The sequence below is a fragment of the Arthrobacter sp. P1_B11 genome (genome assembly GCF_056406715.1).
Genome location: NZ_JBFTZQ010000010.1, coordinates 35,981 through 57,902, shown reverse-complemented (window position 1 = coordinate 57,902; position 21,922 = coordinate 35,981). Strand labels below are relative to the sequence as shown.

Annotated in this window: 22 protein-coding genes and 1 riboswitch; of the genes, 8 read left to right on the top strand and 14 right to left on the bottom strand. The window is 66.6% G+C overall.

Translation table 11 applies throughout. The features are described from left to right. The first annotated feature begins 156 nt into the window (after positions 1 to 156). Positions 157 to 1,113: a glycoside hydrolase family 25 domain-containing protein gene (locus AC1D14_RS10540; RefSeq protein WP_230119191.1), complete on the top strand. Its 957-nt coding sequence runs from the start codon at positions 157 to 159 to the stop codon at positions 1,111 to 1,113. A gap of 102 nt (positions 1,114 to 1,215) precedes the next feature. Continuing rightward, positions 1,216 to 1,746 (top strand): GNAT family N-acetyltransferase, encoded by a 531-nt coding sequence (locus AC1D14_RS10535; RefSeq protein ID WP_230119190.1) that lies wholly within the window; start codon positions 1,216 to 1,218, stop codon positions 1,744 to 1,746. Positions 1,747 to 1,767: 21 nt separating this feature from the next. Here the strand turns inward: AC1D14_RS10535 and AC1D14_RS10530 are convergent, their stop codons facing one another. The 3 genes from AC1D14_RS10530 to AC1D14_RS10520 are packed head-to-tail and all read right to left on the bottom strand — an operon-like array spanning position 1,768 to position 4,837. After that, entirely contained in the window at positions 1,768 to 2,571 is an 804-nt protein-coding gene (locus AC1D14_RS10530) for an energy-coupling factor transporter transmembrane component T family protein (RefSeq protein WP_230119189.1), read from the bottom strand. Next, positions 2,568 to 4,217 (bottom strand): ABC transporter ATP-binding protein, encoded by a 1,650-nt coding sequence (locus tag AC1D14_RS10525; protein ID WP_230119188.1) that lies wholly within the window; start codon positions 4,215 to 4,217, stop codon positions 2,568 to 2,570. Before AC1D14_RS10525 ends, AC1D14_RS10530 begins: the two co-directional genes overlap by 4 nt. Next, entirely contained in the window at positions 4,217 to 4,837 is a 621-nt protein-coding gene (locus AC1D14_RS10520; RefSeq protein ID WP_230119187.1) for an ECF transporter S component, read from the bottom strand. Before AC1D14_RS10520 ends, AC1D14_RS10525 begins: the two co-directional genes overlap by 1 nt. 71 nt (positions 4,838 to 4,908) lie before the next feature. Further along, positions 4,909 to 5,052, bottom strand: a riboswitch (TPP riboswitch). 168 nt (positions 5,053 to 5,220) lie between these two features. Here AC1D14_RS10520 and AC1D14_RS10515 point away from each other — a divergent pair. After that, the gene (locus AC1D14_RS10515; RefSeq protein WP_230119186.1) at positions 5,221 to 5,766 is read left to right on the top strand and encodes a heme-degrading domain-containing protein; all 546 of its coding nucleotides are present in this window, start codon (positions 5,221 to 5,223) and stop codon (positions 5,764 to 5,766) included. 35 nt (positions 5,767 to 5,801) lie between these two features. Further along, on the top strand, positions 5,802 to 6,065 hold the full coding sequence (locus AC1D14_RS10510; RefSeq protein ID WP_230119185.1) for a DUF4235 domain-containing protein: 264 nt from the start codon (positions 5,802 to 5,804) through the stop codon (positions 6,063 to 6,065). 100 nt (positions 6,066 to 6,165) lie between these two features. Here the strand turns inward: AC1D14_RS10510 and AC1D14_RS10505 are convergent, their stop codons facing one another. Genes AC1D14_RS10505 through AC1D14_RS10485 form a run of 5 tightly spaced genes read right to left on the bottom strand, consistent with a single transcriptional unit; the run spans position 6,166 to position 10,548 of the window. Further along, on the bottom strand, positions 6,166 to 6,546 hold the full coding sequence (locus AC1D14_RS10505; protein WP_476968449.1) for a RidA family protein: 381 nt from the start codon (positions 6,544 to 6,546) through the stop codon (positions 6,166 to 6,168). A 56-nt stretch (positions 6,547 to 6,602) separates the two neighbouring features. After that, positions 6,603 to 7,367, bottom strand: a complete 765-nt coding sequence (locus AC1D14_RS10500; RefSeq protein ID WP_476968486.1) for an amino acid ABC transporter ATP-binding protein — start codon at positions 7,365 to 7,367, stop codon at positions 6,603 to 6,605. Then, positions 7,367 to 8,299, bottom strand: coding sequence for an amino acid ABC transporter permease (locus AC1D14_RS10495; protein ID WP_476881967.1), 933 nt, complete (start codon positions 8,297 to 8,299; stop codon positions 7,367 to 7,369). The genes AC1D14_RS10500 and AC1D14_RS10495 overlap by 1 nt, the downstream gene beginning before the upstream one ends. A 12-nt stretch (positions 8,300 to 8,311) precedes the next feature. Next, a complete protein-coding gene (locus AC1D14_RS10490) occupies positions 8,312 to 9,256 on the bottom strand; it encodes an ABC transporter substrate-binding protein (protein ID WP_476881966.1) in 945 nt (314 codons plus the stop codon). Then, positions 9,256 to 10,548 carry an alpha-hydroxy acid oxidase gene (locus AC1D14_RS10485; protein ID WP_476968448.1) on the bottom strand — a complete coding sequence of 431 codons (1,293 nt, stop codon included), beginning with the start codon at positions 10,546 to 10,548 and terminating at the stop codon, positions 9,256 to 9,258. Before AC1D14_RS10485 ends, AC1D14_RS10490 begins: the two co-directional genes overlap by 1 nt. A gap of 127 nt (positions 10,549 to 10,675) precedes the next feature. On the opposite strand from AC1D14_RS10485, the gene AC1D14_RS10480 reads away from it, so the two are divergent. The 4 genes from AC1D14_RS10480 to AC1D14_RS10465 all read left to right on the top strand — a co-directional run bounded on the left by AC1D14_RS10480 (position 10,676) and on the right by AC1D14_RS10465 (position 15,236). Further along, positions 10,676 to 12,385 (top strand): PucR family transcriptional regulator, encoded by a 1,710-nt coding sequence (locus AC1D14_RS10480; RefSeq protein WP_476881964.1) that lies wholly within the window; start codon positions 10,676 to 10,678, stop codon positions 12,383 to 12,385. A 96-nt stretch (positions 12,386 to 12,481) separates the two neighbouring features. Further along, on the top strand, positions 12,482 to 13,459 hold the full coding sequence (locus AC1D14_RS10475) for a helix-turn-helix transcriptional regulator (protein WP_476881963.1): 978 nt from the start codon (positions 12,482 to 12,484) through the stop codon (positions 13,457 to 13,459). Continuing rightward, positions 13,452 to 14,330: an SDR family oxidoreductase gene (locus AC1D14_RS10470; protein WP_476968447.1), complete on the top strand. Its 879-nt coding sequence runs from the start codon at positions 13,452 to 13,454 to the stop codon at positions 14,328 to 14,330. Before AC1D14_RS10475 ends, AC1D14_RS10470 begins: the two co-directional genes overlap by 8 nt. A gap of 141 nt (positions 14,331 to 14,471) precedes the next feature. Next, positions 14,472 to 15,236 carry an SDR family NAD(P)-dependent oxidoreductase gene (locus tag AC1D14_RS10465; RefSeq protein ID WP_476881961.1) on the top strand — a complete coding sequence of 255 codons (765 nt, stop codon included), beginning with the start codon at positions 14,472 to 14,474 and terminating at the stop codon, positions 15,234 to 15,236. 10 nt (positions 15,237 to 15,246) lie between these two features. On the opposite strand, the gene mnhG is transcribed toward AC1D14_RS10465, so the two are convergent. From mnhG to AC1D14_RS10435, 6 genes are read right to left on the bottom strand one after another with little or no spacing between them, the layout of a single operon-like run. Then, complete coding sequence (mnhG, locus tag AC1D14_RS10460) at positions 15,247 to 15,663, bottom strand: monovalent cation/H(+) antiporter subunit G (RefSeq protein WP_476881960.1); 417 nt, start codon at positions 15,661 to 15,663, stop codon at positions 15,247 to 15,249. Further along, on the bottom strand, positions 15,653 to 15,931 hold the full coding sequence (locus AC1D14_RS10455; protein WP_230119175.1) for an MrpF/PhaF family protein: 279 nt from the start codon (positions 15,929 to 15,931) through the stop codon (positions 15,653 to 15,655). Before AC1D14_RS10455 ends, mnhG begins: the two co-directional genes overlap by 11 nt. Further along, positions 15,928 to 16,473, bottom strand: coding sequence for a Na+/H+ antiporter subunit E (locus tag AC1D14_RS10450; RefSeq protein WP_230119174.1), 546 nt, complete (start codon positions 16,471 to 16,473; stop codon positions 15,928 to 15,930). Before AC1D14_RS10450 ends, AC1D14_RS10455 begins: the two co-directional genes overlap by 4 nt. Continuing rightward, complete coding sequence (locus AC1D14_RS10445; protein ID WP_476968446.1) at positions 16,470 to 18,134, bottom strand: Na+/H+ antiporter subunit D; 1,665 nt, start codon at positions 18,132 to 18,134, stop codon at positions 16,470 to 16,472. The genes AC1D14_RS10450 and AC1D14_RS10445 overlap by 4 nt, the downstream gene beginning before the upstream one ends. After that, complete coding sequence (locus AC1D14_RS10440; protein ID WP_230119172.1) at positions 18,131 to 18,718, bottom strand: Na(+)/H(+) antiporter subunit C; 588 nt, start codon at positions 18,716 to 18,718, stop codon at positions 18,131 to 18,133. The genes AC1D14_RS10445 and AC1D14_RS10440 overlap by 4 nt, the downstream gene beginning before the upstream one ends. Further along, complete coding sequence (locus AC1D14_RS10435) at positions 18,715 to 21,855, bottom strand: Na+/H+ antiporter subunit A (RefSeq protein ID WP_230119171.1); 3,141 nt, start codon at positions 21,853 to 21,855, stop codon at positions 18,715 to 18,717. Before AC1D14_RS10435 ends, AC1D14_RS10440 begins: the two co-directional genes overlap by 4 nt. Between the last annotated feature and the right edge of the window lie 67 nt (positions 21,856 to 21,922).

Below are 21,922 nucleotides of genomic sequence, written 5' to 3'. Positions count from 1 at the left end.
GAGAGCGGGTTGGGCTACCGGCAGCAGGCAGCGAGGCGCAGGCCACCAGGTCTGGCGAGGCGGCGGACCGACACAGCCGCTGGCCTTGACCCGGGAAGCCATCGGGAGCAAGCTAACGCTACCGGTTGCGGCCAGTTAAGGGAACGGGAGGCCGCCTTGTCCATTTTCAACTCCGCGGTGTTCGGCGAGAAGCGCCCCTCCAGGCAGCAGGCCACCGCATTTCTCTCCTTCGTGGTAGCCACGGCGGTGGGCTTCGTGCCGGGCCCCCGCCTGGACGATGGCACTCCCCCGGAGTCCTCCATCATTCAGCCTACGGCCGCGGCGTCCGCCACCGCCCCGGCTGCTCCAGCCCAGCCCGCGGCCCCGTCGACTCTGGCGCAACCGTCCGCGCCCCAGCCCTCGGCAGGCGGCACCATGCTGCTCGGCAACGACGTGTCCTGGCCGCAGTGCAACAAGGCCCTGCCCAAGGACCCGGCGTTCGCAATCGTCGGCGTCAACAACGGACTGGCCAACACCACCAACCCGTGCCTGCATCAGCAATTGGACTGGGCAGATGACATCTCTTCCGATCTGACCGGACAGCCGGGCGTGGCCCTCTACATCAACACCGCCAACCCCGGCAGTGCCGGATCCTGGTGGCCCACAAGCAACAACTATGGTGGCAAGACCGTGCCGAACCCCTACGGCGAGTGCAAGGGGCAGGTGGATGTCCCGTGCGCCTACATGTACGGATATGCCAAGGCCTTCGATGACGCCTACCTCCGCAGCATCACTAATCCGGAGGACTATCTGTGGTGGCTGGATGTGGAAACGGGCAACAGCTGGTCCGGCAACAAAGACGCCAACAGGGCAGACCTTGAGGGCATGACGGACTTCTTCCACAGCATCGACGCGGACGTGGGCATCTATTCCACCGGTGTCCAGTGGGGACAGATCGTTGGCCAGGTCAGCCCCGGCAGCAACCTCTACAACCTCCCCAGCTGGCTCCCCGGCGCCCGCACGGCCAGCGGGGCCAAGGGCAACTGCTCGGCCGCGCCCCTCACCGCCGGCGGCCGGGTCATCCTCACCCAGTTCGTCTCCAAGGGCTTCGACTACGACTACTCCTGCATCTGACCCGGACGCCCAGGCACGGCGGGAGGCCTCCGGAGCCCCGGCCTGACCCGTGGTTAGGCCCTGACCCGTGGTTAGGCCCTGCCCCATGGTTAGACTCGGGCCATGCGCCACACCGACACCATCCGGACCGCCACCATCGAAGACGCGGAAATCCTCGCCCAACTCCAGCTCGAGTGCTGGCGAGAGACCTACTCGGGACTGCTGTCCCCCGACTTTTTTGCCAGGCAGAGCGTGGACGAGCGGCTGGCCATGTGGCTCCGGCTACTGAACGGCGCCCACGCCGGGCGCCAATTCGTTGCAGACGTCGGCGGACGGCTGGTGGGATTTGCCGGCTCACTTCCGCCGCGCCTACTTCCGCCCGGCCCGCTTCCGCCGGCGGCAGGCTCCGCTGACGCACGTTCCGACGGCAGGGCTGAGCTCTGGGGCATCTACGTGCTGAAAGCCCACCACGGTTCCGGGCTGGGCCAACGGCTTCTTGATGCAACGCTCGGAGCCGAGCCCGCAGCCCTGTGGGTGGCCCAGGACAACCCCAGGGCCCAGGCCTTCTACCGCCGCAACGGCTTCGAGTTCAACGGAACGAAGGAAGCCATTGAAGATTGGGAAGGACTCGTCGAACTGCGGATGACAAGGTAGTCCGGCGCTGGCCAACTACACCTAGGACCCTTCGAGCCACACCATGTTCCAGGTCCCGGCCCATACGGCAGCAACCACGGCGCCAGCCGCGATCACCGCTCCGCCGAGCAGCACCCAGATATCCAAGCGGCTGTAGGTCGATTCGCGGGCCCACGTCCGTGTGGCCCCGCCGAAGCCGCGCGCCTCCATGGTGACGGCGAGGCGGGTCGCGCGCCGGATGGCCTGGACCAGCAGGCCGAAGCTCTGCCCCAAGGTGGCGCGCAGCCGCTGCCACGGGTTGCCCCGGGACCCCACGCCGCGGGCGCGCCGGGCCATGCCGATGGTCTGCCATTCCTCCGCCATGAGCCCCACGAGTCGCATGGCCGCGAGCGTGCCCAGCACGAACCGGTGCGGCAGGCGGCCCTTCTGCGCCAACGAATCGGCGAGGTCGGTGGGGTCCGTGCAGCTCATCAGCAGCACCGCCGGCAAAGCAATCGCGAGGCCGCGGAGCAGGAAACCCAGCCCCAGCTGGAGGGAACCTTCGCTCATGGACCAGATGCCGACGTCGAGCAGTACCTTCCCGCTGTCCGGCGACAGGATGGACGTGCTCCAGCCGCCCACGGCGGCAGCGACAATCAGCGGCCAGCCGCGCTGCCAGAGCAGCGTGAACGTCAGTCCGGCGAGCGGGAAAAGCAGCAGTTCGCAGGCCAGCGCCACGGACGCGGACATCCAGTCGATGGACAGGGCCAGAACAAGGGTGATGAGGAAGACGGCGGCGAATTTGGCCAGCGGGTTGGCCCGGGTCAGCAGCGCCTGGTTTCCGGAAAGGCTCAGCGCGTCCCTCATGTCGGGGCCTGTTCCGGTGCGCCGAGGGCGTGCCCGCCCGTGCCCGGCTGAGCCGTGCCCGGCTGAGCCGTGCCCGGCTGACCCAGTCCCCGGGGGGCGAGCCTGAACTCGGTCCCGCCCAACACATGCGTGAATTCCTGGTCGTGCGTCACGGAAACCACGGCGGTGCCGGCGTCGAGCAGTTCGGACAGGAAGGAGGCGAGCTCGGCCCAGGTGTTTGCATCCTGGCCGAACGTCGGCTCGTCCAGGATCAGGACCTGGGGATGGGCCGCGAGCACCGTGGCCACGGAAAGCCTGCGCTTTTCCCCGCCGGAAAGCGTGTACGGGTTGGCGTCCACGAGACCGGTCAGGCGAAGCCGCTCCAGCAGCTCGTCAACGCGCTCTTCCCCGTGGCCCATGTGCCGCGGGCCGAACTGCAGCTCGTCCAGGACCCTGCCCGTGACGAACTGGTGCTCGGGTTCCTGGAACACGGTGCCGATCCTCGCGATCAGCTGCTCGGCCCGCCACTTGTACGGGTCGATCCCGGCGCCGCGGCTCAGTTCCACGGTGGCGGACACCTTGCCGTCAACGGGCGGGATCAGGCCGGCGAGCGTCAGGGCAAACGTGGATTTCCCGGCGCCGTTGGGCCCGGTAATGGTCAGCGCTTCGCCGGCGCGGACCTGGGCCGTGATGTCCCGCTGGACAGGCACGGGCGGAACGGACCTGAAGCCGCGGCGGCGTGGCCGCTCGCGTGAGACGGCCAGGCCCTCTGCGGCGAGCAGCAGCTGGCCCGTGACTTCAGCCGAGGTTCCGGCAAGAGTCCGCTGCCGCGCGGCCGGGACATATCCGGGAACCCAGACCCCGGCGGCAATGAGCATCTCGCGCGCTTGTTCAAGAACCTGGTCCGGCGTACCGTCGATCAGCACCGCCGGCTGCGTGCCGGATCCAGGCTGCAGCACCACGATCCGGTCTACCAAGTCCTTCCATACGGCTACCCGGTGCTCCACGACCACCAGCGTGGCGCCCGTCTTGTCGAGGCAGCGGCCCACGGCGTCGCGGACTTCCAGCACGCCTGCCGGGTCGAGATTGGCGGTCGGCTCGTCCAGCAGGATGAGCCCCGGCCGCATCGCCAGGATGCCGGCCAGCGCAAGGCGCTGTTTCTGCCCGCCGGACAGGGCCGACGTCGCGTGGTCCAGCGGAAGGTGCGCGAGCCCGACGTCGTCCAGTGCCTCGTGGACGCGGGTCCAGATTTCGTCGCGGGGCACGGAGAGGTTTTCGGCACCGAACGCTACGTCGTCGCCGAGGCGGGAGAGGACCACCTGCGTTTCGGGGTCCTGCTGCATGAGGCCGGCGCGGCCGCGCCGCGCGCGCGGCGGTTCGCCGGCAATCAGCAGGCTGCCGGTCTCGTCCGCGTCGTCGCTGTCGGCAAGGCCGCCGTCGCCGGCTGCGCTGTTTCCCGAGGTGCCGTCACCCAGAACCCCGGCGAGGGCGTGAAGCAGCGTGGACTTGCCGGCGCCGGAAGGTCCCAGCAACAGGACCCGCTCCCCCGGCCGGATGTCCAGGTCCAGCGCGTTGACGGCGGGCCTGGACCGTCCCGCGTGGCGCCAGCCCCAGCCGCGGGCGGTGACCGCGGCTGGGCGGACGCCGCCGTCGTAATGTGCGGGCATCAGGAGAAGACGGGCTCCGTGGCTGCCTTGCGGGACGCGAACGAGCTCAGCACGCCCGTCCTGGCCAGGCCGCGGGTAGCGATCCAGGACAGCACGCCGGCGATGACCGCGCCGGAAATGGCGCAGAACACGATATACGCGAGCTTGTCCCCAGCGGCGTACGCAATGTTCCAGCCCCACGGAGCGAAGGAGTCATTCAGGCCGCAGAACAGGCCCGCACCCGCGCCGGCCAGCAGCGAAGCGGGGAGGTTGAATTTCTTGTACATGAAGGCGGCGAACACGAGCTCCGCACCCAGGCCCTGCAGGATGCCCGAGATCAGCACCGTGGTGCCGTACTGGGAGCCCATGATCAGCTCGCCCGTGGCGGCGACGGCTTCGCAGAACAGTGCCGCACCCGGCTTGCGGACGATGAGCATGCCGAGCACCGCCGGAATCATCCAGCCGCCGGCGTAGAGGCCGGAGAGGGGCGGGTACACGGCGTTGACGGGGGCGGAGATTAGGTTGGCGCCCTGGGACCAGGCCCAGAAGATCACGCCGCCGGCGACCGCGATCAGTGCCGCCACCACGATGTCAGCCACGCGCCAGTTGTAGCCGGTCTTCTTGATTGTTGCAGTTGTCATGATGGTCCTCCTGAGGAACAGGAGGGGAAAGCGCTCCCCGGCTGCTGGCGGTTGGTTTGCCTGCTGCCGGACACTTTGAGAACTCGACTCCCTTGCGCCGGTACTAGCCGGATCAGGTTCGAGGGTCTGCGGCGGTCCGCACTCTCAGCGCCCATCCTCGGTTTCGCTGGCAGTTGCCAGTGATGCCCGACGGCGGCGCTCCCCTGTCGTAATAAATCTGCCCTTGTGGGCTGATCCAGTTTACACCGGGACGGCCGCGGAAGACCGGCGCCGCGGTCACAATCCGGGAGGTATCCGGGAAGTGCGCGGAGGCGCCAGAGGGCGGCGAACAGAGGCTGCCTGGGACGGGGCGGCGCGAGGACAGCGCGGAGTACATTGGGGCCATGACGCAACAGGATCACGGCAGCCAAGCCGCTTTTGACCCCGACTCCGCCGCCGAGCAGCCGGCGGGCGCTCTGGCAGCCCTGATCGCCAGCATCGAAGCGGAAATCACCGAGCTGCAGTTTCCCCGGTTCGGCAGGGACGACGCCCTCAACCTCGGCCTCCTGCTGGTTGAGCTCGGCAAGATCGGCAACCTGCCCATCGCCGTCGACATCACCAAGGGCGAACACGTGCTGTTCCATGTGGCACTGGAGGGTGCCACCCCGGACAACGAGCACTGGGTCAAGGCCAAGCAGCGGACCGCAGCACGCTACGAGGAACCGTCCCTGCTCGTGGGACTGCGCGGCCGACTCGGCGGGGGCCGCATCGAGGACAACGCCTGGTTTGACCAGTCCAGGTATGCCGCCCACGGCGGCTCATTCCCCATTTACGTGGAAGGCGTGGGTGCGGTAGCCACGGTGACGGTCTCAGGGTTGCCGCAGAAGGCCGACCACGATCTGGTGGTGCGGGCACTTCGGGAAATCCATGCGTCCATGCGGCTAGGCTAGGGGCAGTCTGTATTCACGTCGCAAGGAGTTTCGGAATGAGTTTTTTCATCAAGCTGCTTGGCACCGGCATTAGCCTGCTCGCCGGATTCGCCGGCACCAAGGCCGTGGACACCATCTGGGAAAAGACCACCGGCCGCAAGCCGCCCAAGGGCGGGAAGGACGACGTCCCCACGACGCTCCGCTCGGCCCTCACCTTTGCCCTCATTTCAGCTTCGGTGAGCGCCATCATCCAGGTGCTGGCCAACCGGGGCACACAGCGGGCGATCACCCGCTTCGCCAAAACCCAGGACATCGTCTAGCCACTTCCTGGTGAGCCGACCACGGGCCCGACTAATGCTGGACACTGCATCAGACGGGGCCGTGGTCCGCGGTCATTCCCCAGCGGAGGTCCTGGGCTGGCTACGGTATGGCGGCTACGACGTCGATTTCGACCAGGAAGTCTCCCAGGAATGAACCGACGGTGGTTCGAGCCGGGTAGGGGGCTTCGACGAACCCTTCGTACGTGGCATTGAACCCTGCAAAATCCCGGCCGGGATGGTGCAGGTGCACCGTTGCTTTGACGACGTGGGAGAAGTCCAGTCCGTGCCCGGCCAGGACTGCAGCCAGGTTCTTCATGGCCTGGACGGTCTGCTCCTCGATGGTGGTGCCGACGGTGTCACCGGTGACGGGGTCGTGGGGTGTCTGGCCCGCGGTGAAGAGGAAGCCGTTGGCGGCGATCGCCTGGGAGTAGGGTCCGGCCGGGCTGGGCGCGAGGTCTGTGGTTACCTGCTGTCGAGGCATGGGGAGGATTCCTTTCGTGTGACCGGCGCGGTGGCCGGCCGGAGTTGTTGATGTTCTTAGAGGACCTTTGAAAGAAAGGCCTGGGTGCGTTCGTGCCGCGGTGAACCAAGGACCTCCGCGGGGGGTCCGCTTTCGACGACCACCCCCTGATCCATGAAAACGACCTGGTCGCTGACCTGACGGGCAAAGCCAAGTTCGTGCGTGACGACGACCATGGTCATCCCGGCCTCGGCGAGGGATTTCATGACGTCGAGCACTTCGCCGACGAGCTCCGGGTCGAGTGCGGACGTGGGTTCATCGAAGAGCATGAGCTTGGGTTTCATGGCCAGTGCCCGCGCGATTGCGATCCGCTGTTGCTGCCCGCCGGAGAGCTCCTGGGGGTAGGAGTGTCTCCGGTCGCCGAGCCCGACGCGGTCCAGCAGCGTCTGCGCTTCGGCGGTGACTTCGTTCCGCGGACGCCCGAGCACATGGACGGGCGCTTCCACGATGTTCTCCAGCACCGTCATGTGCGGGAAGAGGTTGAAGCGTTGGAAAACCATGCCCGCGTTCAGCCGTGAGCGTGCGGTCTGGCGCTCTTTCATTTCGTAAAGTCGTCCGTGGCGCTCGGTGTAGCCCACCAGGTGTTCGTCTACGTAAAGGCGACCGGCGTCGACCTTTTCCAGGTGGTTGATGCACCGGAGGAAAGTGGTCTTCCCGGAACCGGACGGTCCGATCAGGCAGGTCACCGAACCGCGTTCGACTCTCAGATCAATGCCTTTGAGGATTTCCGTTGAGCCGAAGCTCTTGCGGACACCCTGGGCTTCCACCATGGCGGCGTTCATCATGCTGTCCTTGTCTTTGGCTGGGCCTTTTGCTGGCGGGTCCGTCGCGGCGCGACGTCGAAGCCGCGGCCATACCGTCGTTCGAGTTTGGTTTGGAAGAAGCTCAGGATGGTTGTCATCAGCAGGTACCAGAGGCTGGCGACGATGAGCAGCGGGATCGTCTGGTAGTTGTTGGCGTAGATGATCTGGGCCGAGTAGAGCAGGTCCGAGATCGCCAGGACGCTGACAAGGGCCGTGCCTTTGAGCATGGAAATGACCTGGTTGCCGGTCGGTGGGAGGACCACGCGCATGGCCTGGGGCAGGATCACGCGGCGCATGAGCTTTCCGCCGTCCATTCCAAGTGCCCGGGCGGCGTCATACTGGCCCTTGTCCACGGACCCGATGCCGCCACGGATGATTTCGGCCATGTAGGCGGCCTCATTCAGGGACAGGCCCAGCAACGCGGCACCCAATGGCGAGATCAGCACGTTGGCCGATCCGAGGATAAGGGACGGCCCGCCGAAGGGAAGCCCGAAGGCGATCACCGGATACAGGGCGGCGATGTTGTACCAAAAGATCAGCTGCACCAAGAGCGGAGTGCCACGGAAGAACCAGATGTAACTCCGGCTGATCGTGCTGAGAATCGGATTCGCAGAGAGCCGCATGACGGCAAGGAGCGTGCCCAGGGCAATACCGACGCTCATCGATACCACCGTCAGGAGGATCGTCAGCCCGGCACCGGCAATGATCTGTGGAGCGAAGAGATACGAGATGACAACATCCCAGTGGTACCGCTGATTCACCGCCACGTCCCACGCGGCGCTGAGGGCAAGGAGGATCAAAACGGCTGCGATGGCCAGCCGGACGGGGTGCCTGAGCGGCACCACCGGGATGGAGTCCTCCGATGCCGGCGGGGCTTGCTTCCTGGTGTCAGGGATTGAGTGTTGCTGCATGGTGTTCACCTCCTATTGGGCGAAATTGACGCGGGCGTCAGTGATGGCGCTGGATTCAAGTCCGTACTTCCCCAGCACCTTCTTGTAGGAATCGCTCTTGATCACTGCGTCCAGGGCAGCAGAGACCGACTTGACCAGGCTGGAGTCCTTCGGCACGCCAACCCCAACAGGCGTGACGTCGTACTCTGCGGCGATCTCGATCTGCGGGTTCTGGGTGGCGGCAAAGTTCAGGATGGGCGCATCCGCCAGTACGGCGTCCAACCGTCCGCTGGTGAGGGCGGAGATGGCCTGCCGCGTGTCCTGGAACTCGCTGCGCTGGATCGCTTCTTTACCGTCGAAGGTGCAGGCCTGGTCGAATTTCGGGACGTCGACCGTGAGCTGGTAGGACCCGGTGAGGAGGCCGACCTTCTTACCGCACAGTGCGTGCTGGTCTTTGATCCCCGCCGGGTTACCCTTGGGCACGGCAACGCCGCCGCCGACCTGCATGTAATCAACGAAGTCCAGGACTTCCATCCGCTTGGTGGTGGGTGTCATGGAAGAGACGGTCATGTCATACCGACCGGCAGCAAGCCCGGGAATTATGGCGTCGAAGTTGGCCACCTGGATGTCGACTTTGACACCCAATGCCTCACCGATGAGGCGCGCCACGTCGGGATTGGTGCCCGTCATCTCCTGCGTGCCCTCCCGGTAGAACTGGGTAGGCGGCTCGTTGGTGGGGATGGCCACCCGCAGCACCTTGGACGTTTTGATGGACTCCGGGAGAAGTCCGACGGCGGCTTGGTTGACTTCCAGCGCCGGCACGCCGGTCCCCGGCACGGCCGAACCGGAAGAAGTCGAAGGCGATGCAGTGCCGGCAGGGGTGCATGCCGTGACAGCAAGCACCAGCGCCGCCGTTGCGACGACGGACGATCCAAGGCGGCGATATCTGCCTCGGGTGGTGGCAAATGAAGGTTTCATCAGGGGGTTCTCATTTCTACCAGGCCCTTGTGGGCCTTCGGGGCGGGTGAGGTGCGGGCAAGGGGTGCATTGCGGTGCCGGATCAGCCCACGGCCTTCCAGCCGAAGCTCCTGGATTGAAGACACCCCGAGGAGCACCATGGTGCGCGTCATTTCGGCCTCGAACATTCTCAGGACATGGGCAACGCCGGCCTGGCCCGCGGCCGCGAGGCCGTACAGGTAAGGGCGGCCGATGGAACAGGCGTCGGCGCCGAGGGCGATGGCCTTGACGACGTCGGAGCCGCGGCGGATGCCGCCGTCGACGATGATTTCGAGCCGGCCTTCCGCCCGGTCGACGATGTCCGGGAGGAGGTCCAGGGGCGAGGCCATGTGATCGAGCTGCCGGCCGCCGTGGTTGCTGACCTGGATGGCGTCGATGCCGATCTCGGCGGCCGTGGCGGCATCGTTGGGATTAACCACCCCCTTGAGGATGATGGGGCCGTTCCAGCGGGCACGCAGATCCCGGATGTCATCCCAGTCCGTCGGTTCGTAGGAACCGGCAAGCAGCGTCCGCCACATGTCAGGGGTACTGGACAAGGGACCGTCGGGGATCTCGGCGTCCAGGTTGGGGAAGGCGATCGCGTCATTGGCCAGGAACCCAAGCGCCCACCGCGGGTGCAGGGCTCCCTCGACGACGGTCTTCATCTTGATGGACGGAGGCGCGGTGAACCCGTTGTGGTAATCCCGTTCGCGGTGGCCGATGGCGCGGCAGTCAACGTTGACCAGCAGGCCTTCATAGCCTGCGGCCGCGGCCCTGTCCAGGATTGCCTGCAGCTCTACCTTGTCCCCTATCGGTTCGATGTTGAACCAGCGCCGGAGGCCGGGGGTAGCGGCGCTGACGTGCTCCATGGGGGTTGTGCTCAGGTGCGCCAGGCCGTAGGGGACGCCGGCCTCCATTGCCGCACGGGCAACAGCGGTCTCACCGTCCGGATGGAACAGCCTGGTGCCGCCGGTCGGGGCGAGCGTCAGGGGCATCGATACCGGGCCACCCAGGAGGGTTGAGCTGAGGTCAAGGTCCTGGACAGATCCCCACTTCGGCAGGAAGGACCAGTCATCAAAGGAGGACTGGTTGCGCCGCAGGGACACCTCGTCCTCGCCGCCGCCCTCGATGTAGTCAAAAATGCTGCCGGGGAGGCGTTTCGATGCGAGCTTCCTCATGTCCTCGACGCTGTAGCAACGCCTGGCGAGGCGCTCCGAGGCCGTCCGGGCCGGGCCTTGGACCGTGGCGAGGGCCCTGATGTCTTTGAATTTCACTGCTGATCCTCTTGGTTTTGAAGGACTTCCTTGTCGCTTCCTTCCCCAATGGTGACGCAGATCTCGCGCCTTCTATATGTGAGTTCGGCTAAAAGATTTGCGGATTGCCCGTGATAAATTCCAAGGTATGGATACGCATAAAACGGACCTGACGGAGGGCGATCTTCACGGGGCCGTCGTACGGCTGTCGGATTGCATCCAGCTAATGCAGGCCGATCTGGTGCATGCCAACCCCACACCGGAAAACCTCAGCCATCCCGTATCGGATGTCCTCATGTATGACCCCTTCGACGAATGGACAAGCGTCCACGACCGCATCATTCTGGCCGTCGGCCTGACCTGTGGCTCGGTCGATTTCGACCAGCTGATGCACCGGGCCTCTAACAGCGATGCTGCTGCAGTGATCGTCAAAGCCCATGGGACGCCGATGGAGCAGCTACGGTCTGCCGCAGTCCGGCACAGCCTGGCCGTCCTGGTTGCACCTGACAATGTGGACTGGACCCGCCTGGTGACACTTGCCAGGGCATCGGTCATGGGGGCGGCCGCCGATTCCGTCTCAGGTGTCCGGCTCGGGGACCTTTACGCGTTCGCCAACGCCGCGGCGTCGATCACCAACGGTGCAGCAAGCATCGTGGACCCGCTCGGACGGGTGCTCGGTTACTCGACATTGCCGGGACAGCCCGTCGACGAACTGCGCCGCGTCACGACACTCTCCCTGCAGGAGATCCAGCCGCCGGCCTTCGACACGGATTTCAAGACCGTCTATGCGTCCTCGGGGGCAGTGTTAGTCCCCGCAATAGATGATGAGATGGCAAGGCTGGCCCTCGCCGTGAGAGCCGGCGGGGAACTTCTTGGCTCGATCTGGATCATCGACCCGGGCGAAGACAAACGCGAGGCGGCGCTGAACGCACTCGGCAGGATGGCGCCACTGGCCGGACTCCACATGCTCCATGCCCGCTCGGCCTCCGACTTTGGGGAACGCCGGAACGGGGACTTGATCCGCACGCTCATGGACGACACGGCGCACGCCGCGTTTGCCGCCGCCCAGCTGGGACTCGATGCAGCCCACGGGCTCGCGGTCGCGGCGTTTTCCATCGTCCGGCCCGAAACCGGGAGCCTTGAATCGGTGCGCGACATACAACGGCTGCTGCATCTTGTTACGACAGTCTGCAACCTTCAGTTCAACACCAGCCACAGTGCCCTCATTGACTCGGTGGTCTACGCTCTTCTGCCCTGCGAAGGGACCGCTCCAAGGGCCGTCCATCGGCGTGTGGTCCAGGAAATCGGCGCCTACGCACACACGATCAGCTCCTACCCGCTCATCGCAGCCGTTGGCGGCATCGCACCCCGGCTAGAGGACCTGCCGGAATCCAGATCCGAAGCGTTGCAAACGCTGCAATACCTGCTCCGTCGGCAAACGGAAACGCCGGGTTCCGGTTCCGGTGGGGTGCAATCCCCCGCCGCCGGGCTATTCGAGGACTACCGGATCCCGCTGAATCTCTTGAAAATCGGGGCGTTCATCGCCGAAAACGGACTTTCCGACGTCGACGACATCACCAGGATCCAGGCCCACGATGCCGAGCAGCAGACCGGCTACCTGGACACCCTCCGGGCATATCTGGCTTCGAACGGAAGCATTTCCACGATGGCGGAACGCCTCCACGTGCACAACAACACCGTCCGTTACCGGGTCGCACGCCTGGCCAAGGACTTTGACCTGGATCTGGACGACCCGCAGAAGCGGCTCTGGCTGTGGCTGCGCCTCACAACCATGGATCTCGCACCGCGGGCGACACCAACTGCACCGAGATCCGGACCTGCCAGCGCGCTGGCTTAGGCCTCCGGCAGAGAACAGGCCCCTTTTGTTTCAGGCGGCTTGGGGGTGTCTGATGGACACTGCCACCCGGTTCTCGGGCTGCGTAGCGTGGTGGTTGTGGACAGAAAAGAAGAAGTCCGTGAGTTCCTGATCTCGCGGCGCGCGAAGCTCAGCCCTGAGCAGGCGGGTATTCCCAGCTATGGGGAGCTGCGGCGCGTGCCCGGCCTGCGCCGGGAGGAAGTGGCGCAGCTCGCCGGTGTGAGCACGGACTACTACACGCGGCTGGAACGCGGCAGCGTGCGCGGCGTCTCAGACTCCGTGCTCGAGGCTGTGGCCGCTGCTCTTCAGCTGGACGAGGCCGAGCGGGCACACCTGATGGATTTGGCCCGGACGGCCAACGCGCCGGCCCGCCGGACGCCGCGCCGGCCGGCACAGCAACGGGTCCGTCCCGGGGTGCTGCGTCTGCTGGACGGCATGACCGGAGTGGTGGCCATGGTGCAGAACGGCCGCTCGGACGTACTGGCCGCCAACCTGTTGGGCCGTGCGCTGTACGCGGAGGTGTTCAAATTCGCCGGACCGTCGGGGCCGGACACCCCGGGTCGGCTCCCGAACCAGGCACGCTATCTCTTCCTCGACCCGCGTGCAGGCGATTTCTACCCCGATTGGCGTGCGATCGCGGCCACCACGGTCGCGATGCTGCGATCGGAAGCAGGGCGTAACCCCCACGACCGGGCGCTGAACGAGCTGGTCGGGGAGCTGACCACGAGCAGCGGCCTGTTCGCCGCGTTATGGGCCGGGCACGACGTGCGGATACACACCACGGGGACCAAGCGCTTCCACCACCCGGTCGCCGGGGAACTGTCCCTGCAGTTCGAGACGCTGGACCTTCCCGGCGATGAGGGACAGACCCTGTTCACCTTCACCGCCGAACCGGGCTCCGCGTCTGAAAACGCGCTGGCGTTCCTCGCCAGCTGGGCGGCATCGCCTCCCCAAACCACCATCACCGGCGATCCTGCCGGTGTCTCCGCCGTCCCGGAGATGCGCCCCCACGCGCAGCCGGGACCACATACCCAGGGAAAACTAAACCATGACTGAGAAGAAAACCAAGACAGTGCAGAAGGAAAACATGGCCAAGAAGGTCTGGTTCATCACCGGCGCCGGCCGCGGGATGGGCACCGACATCGCGAAGGCGGCCCTGGCGGCCGGCCACGCGGTGGTCGCCACCGGCCGCAACCCGGAAAGGGTCGCCCAGGCCGTAGGCGAAAACGAGAACCTGCTGGCGGTGAAGCTCGACGTCACTGACCCTGCGGATGCGGCGGCAGCCATCCAGGCTGCAGTTGACCGTTTCGGACGCATCGACGTCCTGGTGAACAACGCCGGCAACTTCTACGCAGGATTCTTTGAGGAAATCACCCCGGACGACTTCCGAACACAGATTGAAACCACCATGTTCGGGCCCATGAACGTCACCCGGGCGGCCCTGCCGGTCCTGCGGGCCCAGCTCTCGGGCCTGGTCGTCACGATCTCCTCGACCGCCGGGATCACGGGCGGGGAGTTCCTCACCGCGTACGCCGCGTCGAAGTTCGGCGTCGAGGGCTGGGCGGAGTCCCTGGCCATGGAAATCGCCCCGTTCGGCATCCGTACCATGATCGTCGAACCGGGATTCTTCCGCACCGAGCTGCTCACCCCGGAATCCACCAGCTACGCCGTATCCACCATCGAAGACTACGCCTTGCGGACAGAGCAGACGGTCACCGCGTGGAAGGGCATGAACGGCCTGCAGGGCGGGGACCCGGCGAAGCTCGCCGACGCACTGATCCAGTTGGCCGAGCTGGATGAGCCGCCGCTGCGGTTCGCAGCCGGCGCGGACGCCGTCGGAGTATTCGAGACCCGGGCCAAGGAACTCCAGGACCAGGCCGACGCCCACCGCCGACTCTCCGGCAACCTCGCCCACGACGACGCCTGACAGCAACGCAAACGGACGACGGCGGGAGGTCCCGCCGCCGTCTCCCAAACCCGCCGCAAAGCCCACCGCCACCAACCCGCTGGACGGCTATGGCTACCGGCTGCCCAAAACCGGCACCAACATCTTGAGGAGAACCCAGCCATGACATCGAAACTGACCGGAACTGCCGCCCTCGTCACCGGCGCCAGCAGCGGCATCGGCGCCGCCACCGCTCGGCAGCTCGCTGCAATCGGCGCGTCCGTCGCGCTCGTCGCCCGGCGCCGGGACCGCCTGGAGGCTCTGGCCGCAGAGATCGAAGAAGCCGGCGGCACCGCATTGGTCATCGAAGCCGACATCACCGACCGCGCCCAGGCGCAGGCCGCCGTAGACCGGACCGCTGAGCGCTTCGGACAGCTGGACATCCTGGTCAACAACGCCGGCCTCATGCTCCTTGGCCCGGTCGTCGGCGCCGACCCCGCCGAGTGGGACCGCATGATCGCCATCAACGTCCAGGGCCTGCTCCACACCACGCACGCCGCCCTGCCGCACCTGCTCAAAGCCGCCGAGGACGGCCCGCGCCGCGTCGCGGACATCGTCAACATCAGCTCGATCGCCGGGCGCGTCGCCTGGAACGGCTACGGCGTCTACAACCTGACAAAGTTCGGCGTCAACGGCTTTACCGAATCCCTTCGCCAGGAAGTCACCCAGCGCCACGTGCGCGTCGGCGTCCTGGAACCCGGCGGCGTGGACACCGAACTGGGTTCACACAACAACCCCGAGGTCCGCGGCGAGATGATCGATCCGTTCTATGAGCAGACGGAGGTCCTCGCACCCGAGGACATCGCCGACGGCGTCGCCTACATGGTCACCCGGCCCCGGCACGCCTCCATCGGCGAGCTGTGGATCATGCCCACCGACCAGACCTGAACGCAACGGCTCACTCCGCGGCAGGTGACCGGCCGCCGTCGGAAGCCGGCGCCTTGGCCGCTTCGGCGGCCTTCAGCACAACGGCTTCCAGCTCATCCGTGCTGAGCAGTTCCCGGTGGAGGTGCTTGGTGCGGTAGCCGGCCCGGCCCACCATATGGGCGGACACCGGCACCGTGAGCAGCTGGAAGATCCACGCCACGAGCAGTACCGGCCACACCCACCACGTGCGCAGCTGCAGGCCCACGGCGGCCAGCAGCAGGAACAGCCCGAGCACCTGTGGCTTGGTGGCAGCGTGCATGCGGCTCATGAGATCCGGGAACCGCAGCAGGCCGATGGCCGCGGCCAGGGACATCACTGCCCCCACGATCATGAACACGGCGGACACAGCATCGATGACCGTGTCCACGGCGTTGGCGTCAGGATTCATTGAGGTGCTCCCGCCGGTCGGCCACGAAGCGCGCCACCGTCACTGAGCCGATGAACCCGATGATGGACACCGCCACCAGCAGCATCAGGTTGTTTAGGTGCCTGTTCACGGCCATGTCGATGCACAGCGCCGCGCCCAGGATGGCCAGCAGGACGTCGGCCGCCAGGACCCGGTCCAGCAGCGACGGACCACGGGCGATGCGCACGATCGCACCGGCCGCGGCCAGGGACAACACCACGGCGGTCACGGTCAGGACGAGCTCCATCATGCGCCCACCTCCAGGTTCAGGGCTGCAAGTTCTTCCTTCGTGCCCATGACGCGGATCAGCCCCGCCTCGGTGTCCCGAACTTCCTTGCGGAGCTTCAGCACGTCGTCAGCGTTCCTAACGTTCAGGCCGTGGATGTAGAGCGTGGACGTGGACCTGTCCACCTCAACCACGAGCGATCCGGGAATCAGCGAGATCACGTGCCCGGTGGCGGTCACCATCAGGTCAGAATGGCTCCGCAGCGGAACGGCGACGACGGCGTTGGTCACCTTGGGCCCCCGCACCACGGCCAGGTAGAAGACCTGGAAGCTGGCGGCCACCACCCTGCCCAGGAACTGCACGGCGAACGGGATGGCCCGGAGGACGCTGAAGCGCCCGCTCAGCTCCACCGGCGGCAGGTAGAACAGGCGGGCCACGACGGCGGCGAGCAGGGCACCGAACAGCAGGTTGCCCGGACTGAAGTCCTGCCAGAGGGCACCCCAGACGATCACGAGCCATACAAGCAGCGGCAGTTCCTGCCGCAGGGAGATCCGCTTCCGGCTCATTTTCCGTCACCGCCCGGGTCACTGCCGCTCAGGGTGCTGCCCTTCAGGGTGCTGCCGCTCAGGGTGCTGCCACCCACGGCCAGGCCCGGAACGGGCGCATGCTCACCCAGCACCGCCTTGATGTACGCAGACCTGTCCAGCATGGCCTCAGCGGACTGGCCCGCCACCCGGAAGAGCGGGCCGGCGAAGACCGTGAGCGCCACGCCGAGGACCACCAGGCCCAGCGTGGAGCCCACCATGGTCCGGGGCAGCAGGACGACGTTGCGCTTGCCCGCCCGGTGGCCCGTGGCCGAATCCTTGGTGTCGGCGAGCAGGACGGGGTCGGGGTGCTCGGCGTCGTCGGCCTTTCGCCAGAACGCACGGTTCCAGACCCGGGCCACCGCCAGCAGGGTCAGGAGGCTCGTCACAACGCCGCCGATGACCAGCGAGTAGGCCAGCGGGGTGCCGAGCTGGATGCCGGCCTGCATCAGCCCCAGCTTGCCAAGGAATCCGGAGAACGGCGGGATGCCCGCGAGGTTCATGGCGGGGATGAAGAACAGCAAAGCCAGCAGTGGCGACAGCTTGGCCAGCCCCGCCAGCCGGTCCACGGACGAGCTTCCGCCGCGGCGCTCGATCAGGCCGGTGACCAGGAAGAGACTGGTCTGGATGGTGATGTGGTGGGCCACATAGAACACGGCAGCGGCGAGCCCCGCCACCGAGGACATGGCCAATCCGAACACCATGTAGCCGATGTGACTGACCAGGGTGAAGGACAGCAGACGCTTGATGTCGCTTTGGGCCAGGGCACCCAGGATCCCCACCACCATGGTCAGCAGCGCGGCCACCATCAGCGGTGAGTTGAGGGTGTCGCCGGGGAAGAGGAGGGTCTCTGTGCGCACCATGGCATAGACGCCCACCTTGGTCAGCAGGCCGGCGAACACTGCCGTCACGGGGGCCGGTGCCGTGGGATAGGAGTCAGGCAGCCAGAAGGACAGCGGGAACACGGCGGCCTTGATGCCGAACGCCACCAGGATCATGACGTGCAGCAGCGTTTTGGTGCCCGGGTCCAGCTCCGCAAGTTTGATGGCGAGGTCCGCCATGTTGATGGTGCCGGTGGCCCCGTAGATCATGGCGATCGCGATCAGGAACAGCACTGAGGAGACTACCGAGACCACCACGTACGTGACGCCGGCACGGACGCGCGGACCTGTCCCGCCCAGGGTCATCAGAACGTAGCTGGCGGTGAGCAGGATCTCGAAGCCGACGTAGAGATTGAAGAGATCACCGGAGAGGAATGCGTTCGAGACACCTGCCACGAGAATCAGGTACGTGGGGTGGAAGATCGACACGGGGGCGTCCTCGTCGCCGTCGGCCATGCCCTGACCGGTGGCGTACACCAGGACCGCGAGGCTCACCGCGGAGGACACCACCAGCATCAGCGAGGAGAACTGATCCACCACCAGCACGATCCCCCAGGGCGGCAGCCAGCCACCGATGTTCACCGCCTCCGTTCCGCCGTCCCAGACGGAGGCCAGCAGCAGGCATTCGAGCAGCAGGGTGAGGGACAGCAGCGCTATGCTCACGGCCCGCTGTGCCCGCGAGCGCCGGATCAGCACGAACGTCAGGGCTGCGCCCAGGATGGGAAGAACGACGGCGAGCGGGGCCAGGCTTGCGATGCTCACTTTCCGCCTCCTTCAGTGTTGATATCGAGGTTGGCGGAGCCGGGCTTCTCTTCCCGCGCGGCATCTTCGGCGGAGATGGTTCCTCCGCCCGCCGGGACTGCGGCCGGCGCGGGAGCGGCTTCAGCTGCGGACGAGTCAGACACAGCCGCGCCGTCGGAGCCGAGCATGGTGAGCGGGAACTCGGAGGTTTCCACCGGGATGACGGCGTCGTCCTCGGCATCGAAGCTGGGTGTTGCCGCGACGCGGCGGTCCTCGACGTCGTCCTGGATCTCGTCCTGGCGGGCCAGCACCCAGGTCCGGTAAATGATGCCCAGCATAAAGGCGGTAACGGCGAAGGAGATCACGATCGAGGTCAGGATCAGTGCCTGGGGCAGGGGGTCGTTGTAGGCGCCTGGGTCCGTGTCTTTGCTGAAGAACGGGGCCAGGCCGGCGTAGCCGCCGGTGGCAAGGATCAGCAGGTTGGTGGCATTGGCCAGCAGCATCAGGCCCAGCAGCACGCGGGTGAGGCTGCGCTCGAGAATGAGGTAGATGCCGCACGCATACAGCGCGCCCATGACGGTCAGCAGGGTGAGGTTGACGCTCATGCCTGTCCCCTCGCGGTGGTCTCGGCCGGGACGCCGGGCCCCCGGTCCCCGGCGGACGGGCTGTCCTCGGCTGGCTGGGTTTCGGAAGGTTCGGCTTCGGACTGCGGGCCGGCGGAGGGTTCGGCTTCGGCGGGCGGGCCGGCGGATTGCCCCTCGGCGGATTGCCCGGGCTGTTCCTCGAAATGCTCGTCGATCTCGGCTCCCAGGCTGCGCAGCACGTCCAGCACCAGCCCGATCACCACAATGTAGACGCCGGTGTCGAAGATGGTGGACGTGACAAACTTGATGTCCCCGAAAACCGGCAGCCACACCTCAACGATGGCGCTTTGGAACACCTGCCCGCCCAGCAGGAGCGGGGCCACGCCGGACGCGGCGGCCGTTGCCAGGCCGATCCCCAGCAGGGTTCCGGCGCTGATGGGGGTGGCCTCCCGAAGCTCGTAGCGTCCGCCCGCCAGGTAGCGGAGGGTGAGGGCCAGCCCTGCCATGAGCCCGCCCGCGAACCCGCCGCCGGGAAGGTTGTGCCCGGCCAACAGCAGGTAGAGAGAAAAGATGATCATCGAGTGAAAGATCAGCCGCGTGACCACTTCAAAGATGATGGAGCGCCGTTCGGGCGCCATGGTGCGGCCTGCCACGAGCCACGCGTCGCGGGAGGCGGCGGCGAACTTGCGGCTCAGCGCCAAGGCGGCGCCGTCACGCGACGACTTGTCCACTCCCCTGCGGCGGCCCACCGTGCCCTCGGCCACTGTGGCCGATGCGCGGATGCCGTCGCCGCGGCCGCGGATGAAGATCAGGCTGGCGACGCCGGTCGCGGCCAGCGCAAGCACCGAGATCTCGCCGAACGTGTCCCACACCCGGATGTCCACGAGCGTGACATTAACGATGTTCAGCCCACCGCCGCCCTCGTAGGCGAGCTTCGGGAACTCCAGGGACACCGGCGTCGCAACCCGGGCACCCATGGCGTGGATGGCGGCGAAGACCATGGTGGCGCCAAAGGCCAGCCCGATGATCACACGGACCACGCGGTACTTGCCGCCGGTGCGGTCCCGGAGTTCGGCCGGCAGGCTGCGCATGGCCAGGACGAAGGCCACCAGGATGATGGTTTCCACCAGCATCTGCGTCAGAGCAAGGTCCGGCGCGCCCTGCAGTGCGAACATCAGGGCAATGCCGTAGCCGGTCACCGAGACCATGAGCACCGCCAGGAAGCGCTTGTTGGCCCGGACTGCCGCCAGGGCCCCGATCACGATCCCGGCCCCCGCCACGATCTGCAGCGGCGAGTTGGGATCGATGAAGTACAGCCCTTCCGGCAGCGGTTTGCCCGCGGCGATGAGGGCGGTCAGCGGCAGCACGAACGCGACGGTCAGGATCACGGCGAGGTAGAAGTACAGCGAACCGCGCTGCGTGCGGCCTGTGATCCACACGGCGGCGTCGTCCAGGGCGCCGATGGTCAGCTGGTAGCCGCGGTCCGCGTCAATCCATCCGGGGACCGCGCTCTGCGCTCGGTCCACCAGCCCGCGGGCGTAGAACATAGCAAGGCCGAGTGCGAAGGTGACGGCCGTCAGCCCCAGCGCCGGAGTGAGACCGTGCCACAGCGCCAGGTGCCCGGCGGCACCTCCGCCGGTCCCGGCGTCGGCCGTTCCCCCGGTGAACAGGGCAGCGTACGGCTGGATCCAGCTGTCCACCGGCGCAGGCCACAGGCCGTAAACGATGGTGAGAAAACTCAGGACGGCGGGCGCCGCGAGGAAGGACGGCTTGATCGCCTTGAACGGCGTACGGTCCACGCCCGGCTTCTCCGCGAAGGCGCCCCACAGGAACCGGGCGCTGTAGGCGAAAGTAAGCACTGATCCGAGCACCACTCCGGCGAGGACCACCGCGCCCCACGGTCCGTAGCCGGGCTCGCCCGCGAAGTGGACGAAGGCCTCGAGCACGGATTCTTTGGCCACAAAGCCTCCCAGCAGCGGGACACCCGCCATGGAGGCGGCACCGATCGCGGCCACGACCGCCAGGGCACGCGACGACCGGAAGACGCCGGAGAGCTTGCGGATATCGCGCGTGCCGGACTGGTGGTCGATGATGCCAACCACGAGGAACAGCGTGGCCTTGAAGAGTCCGTGCGCCAGCAACAAGGCGAGGCCCGCGAGCGCCGCGTCGGGTTTGCCAAGGCCCACCACCATGGTGAGGAAGCCGAGCTGGCTGACGGTGCCGTAGGCCAGGATGAGCTTGATGTCGGTCTGCCGCAGTGCCCGGTACCCGCCCACGAGCATGGTGGCTAGGCCCAGCCCAAGCACCATGGGGAGCCAGCACGCCGTATCGGTGAATCCCGGGGCCAGCCGTGCCACGATGTAGACGCCGGCCTTCACCATCGCAGCTGCGTGCAGGTAGGCGCTCACCGGCGTGGGGGCGGCCATGGCTCCCGGAAGCCAGAAGTGGAACGGGACCAGCGCTGATTTGGTGACCGCGCCAATAAGGATCAGTACGACGGCGGCGCCCACGGCTCCCGCCGTTTGCCCGCCGACCAGCCCGGGCGCCTGTTCCAGGATGGCTGATATCCGGTAGGTGCCGGCACTGGCCCCGAGCATGATCAGGCCAACGAGCATGGCAAGGCCGCCCGCCGTCGTGACCATGAGTGCCTGCAGGGCGGAGCGGCGGGCAGCGAGGCGGGTGCGCGCGTAGCCGATCAGAAGATACGACAGGACCGTGGTGAGTTCCCAGAAGATGAACAGCAGGAGCAGGTCATCTGCGGTGACCAGGCCGAACATCGCCCCGGCGAACGCCAGAAGCTGGGCGCCGAAGCCGCCCAGGTAGCTGTCCTTGTTCTTGAAGTACCGGGCGCAGTACACGAGAACCAGGGCGCCCACGCCGAGCACCAGCAGGGACATGACCCAGGCCAGGGCATCCATGCGGAAGGCAAACTCCATGCCGAGGCCAGGGATCCACGGGATGACCTCGGTGGCCTGGCCCGGACCTCCAGCGGCGTGCTGGGGCGCCGTGCCGTAGACGGCGCCGTGCTGCAGCAGCAGCCAGACAAATGAGCCGGCGGGCACGGCCGCCAGCGCATAAAACGAACTCCGACCGAATTTCCGGAAGATAAGCGGCGCCACAGCAGCAACCGCAAAGTGCACGGCAAGGACTGTGATCACTGGTATCTCCGCAAAGTCAGGAATTCGATTATCAAAAGTTGGAGCAGGCGGTCATTCGTTGGGTTCG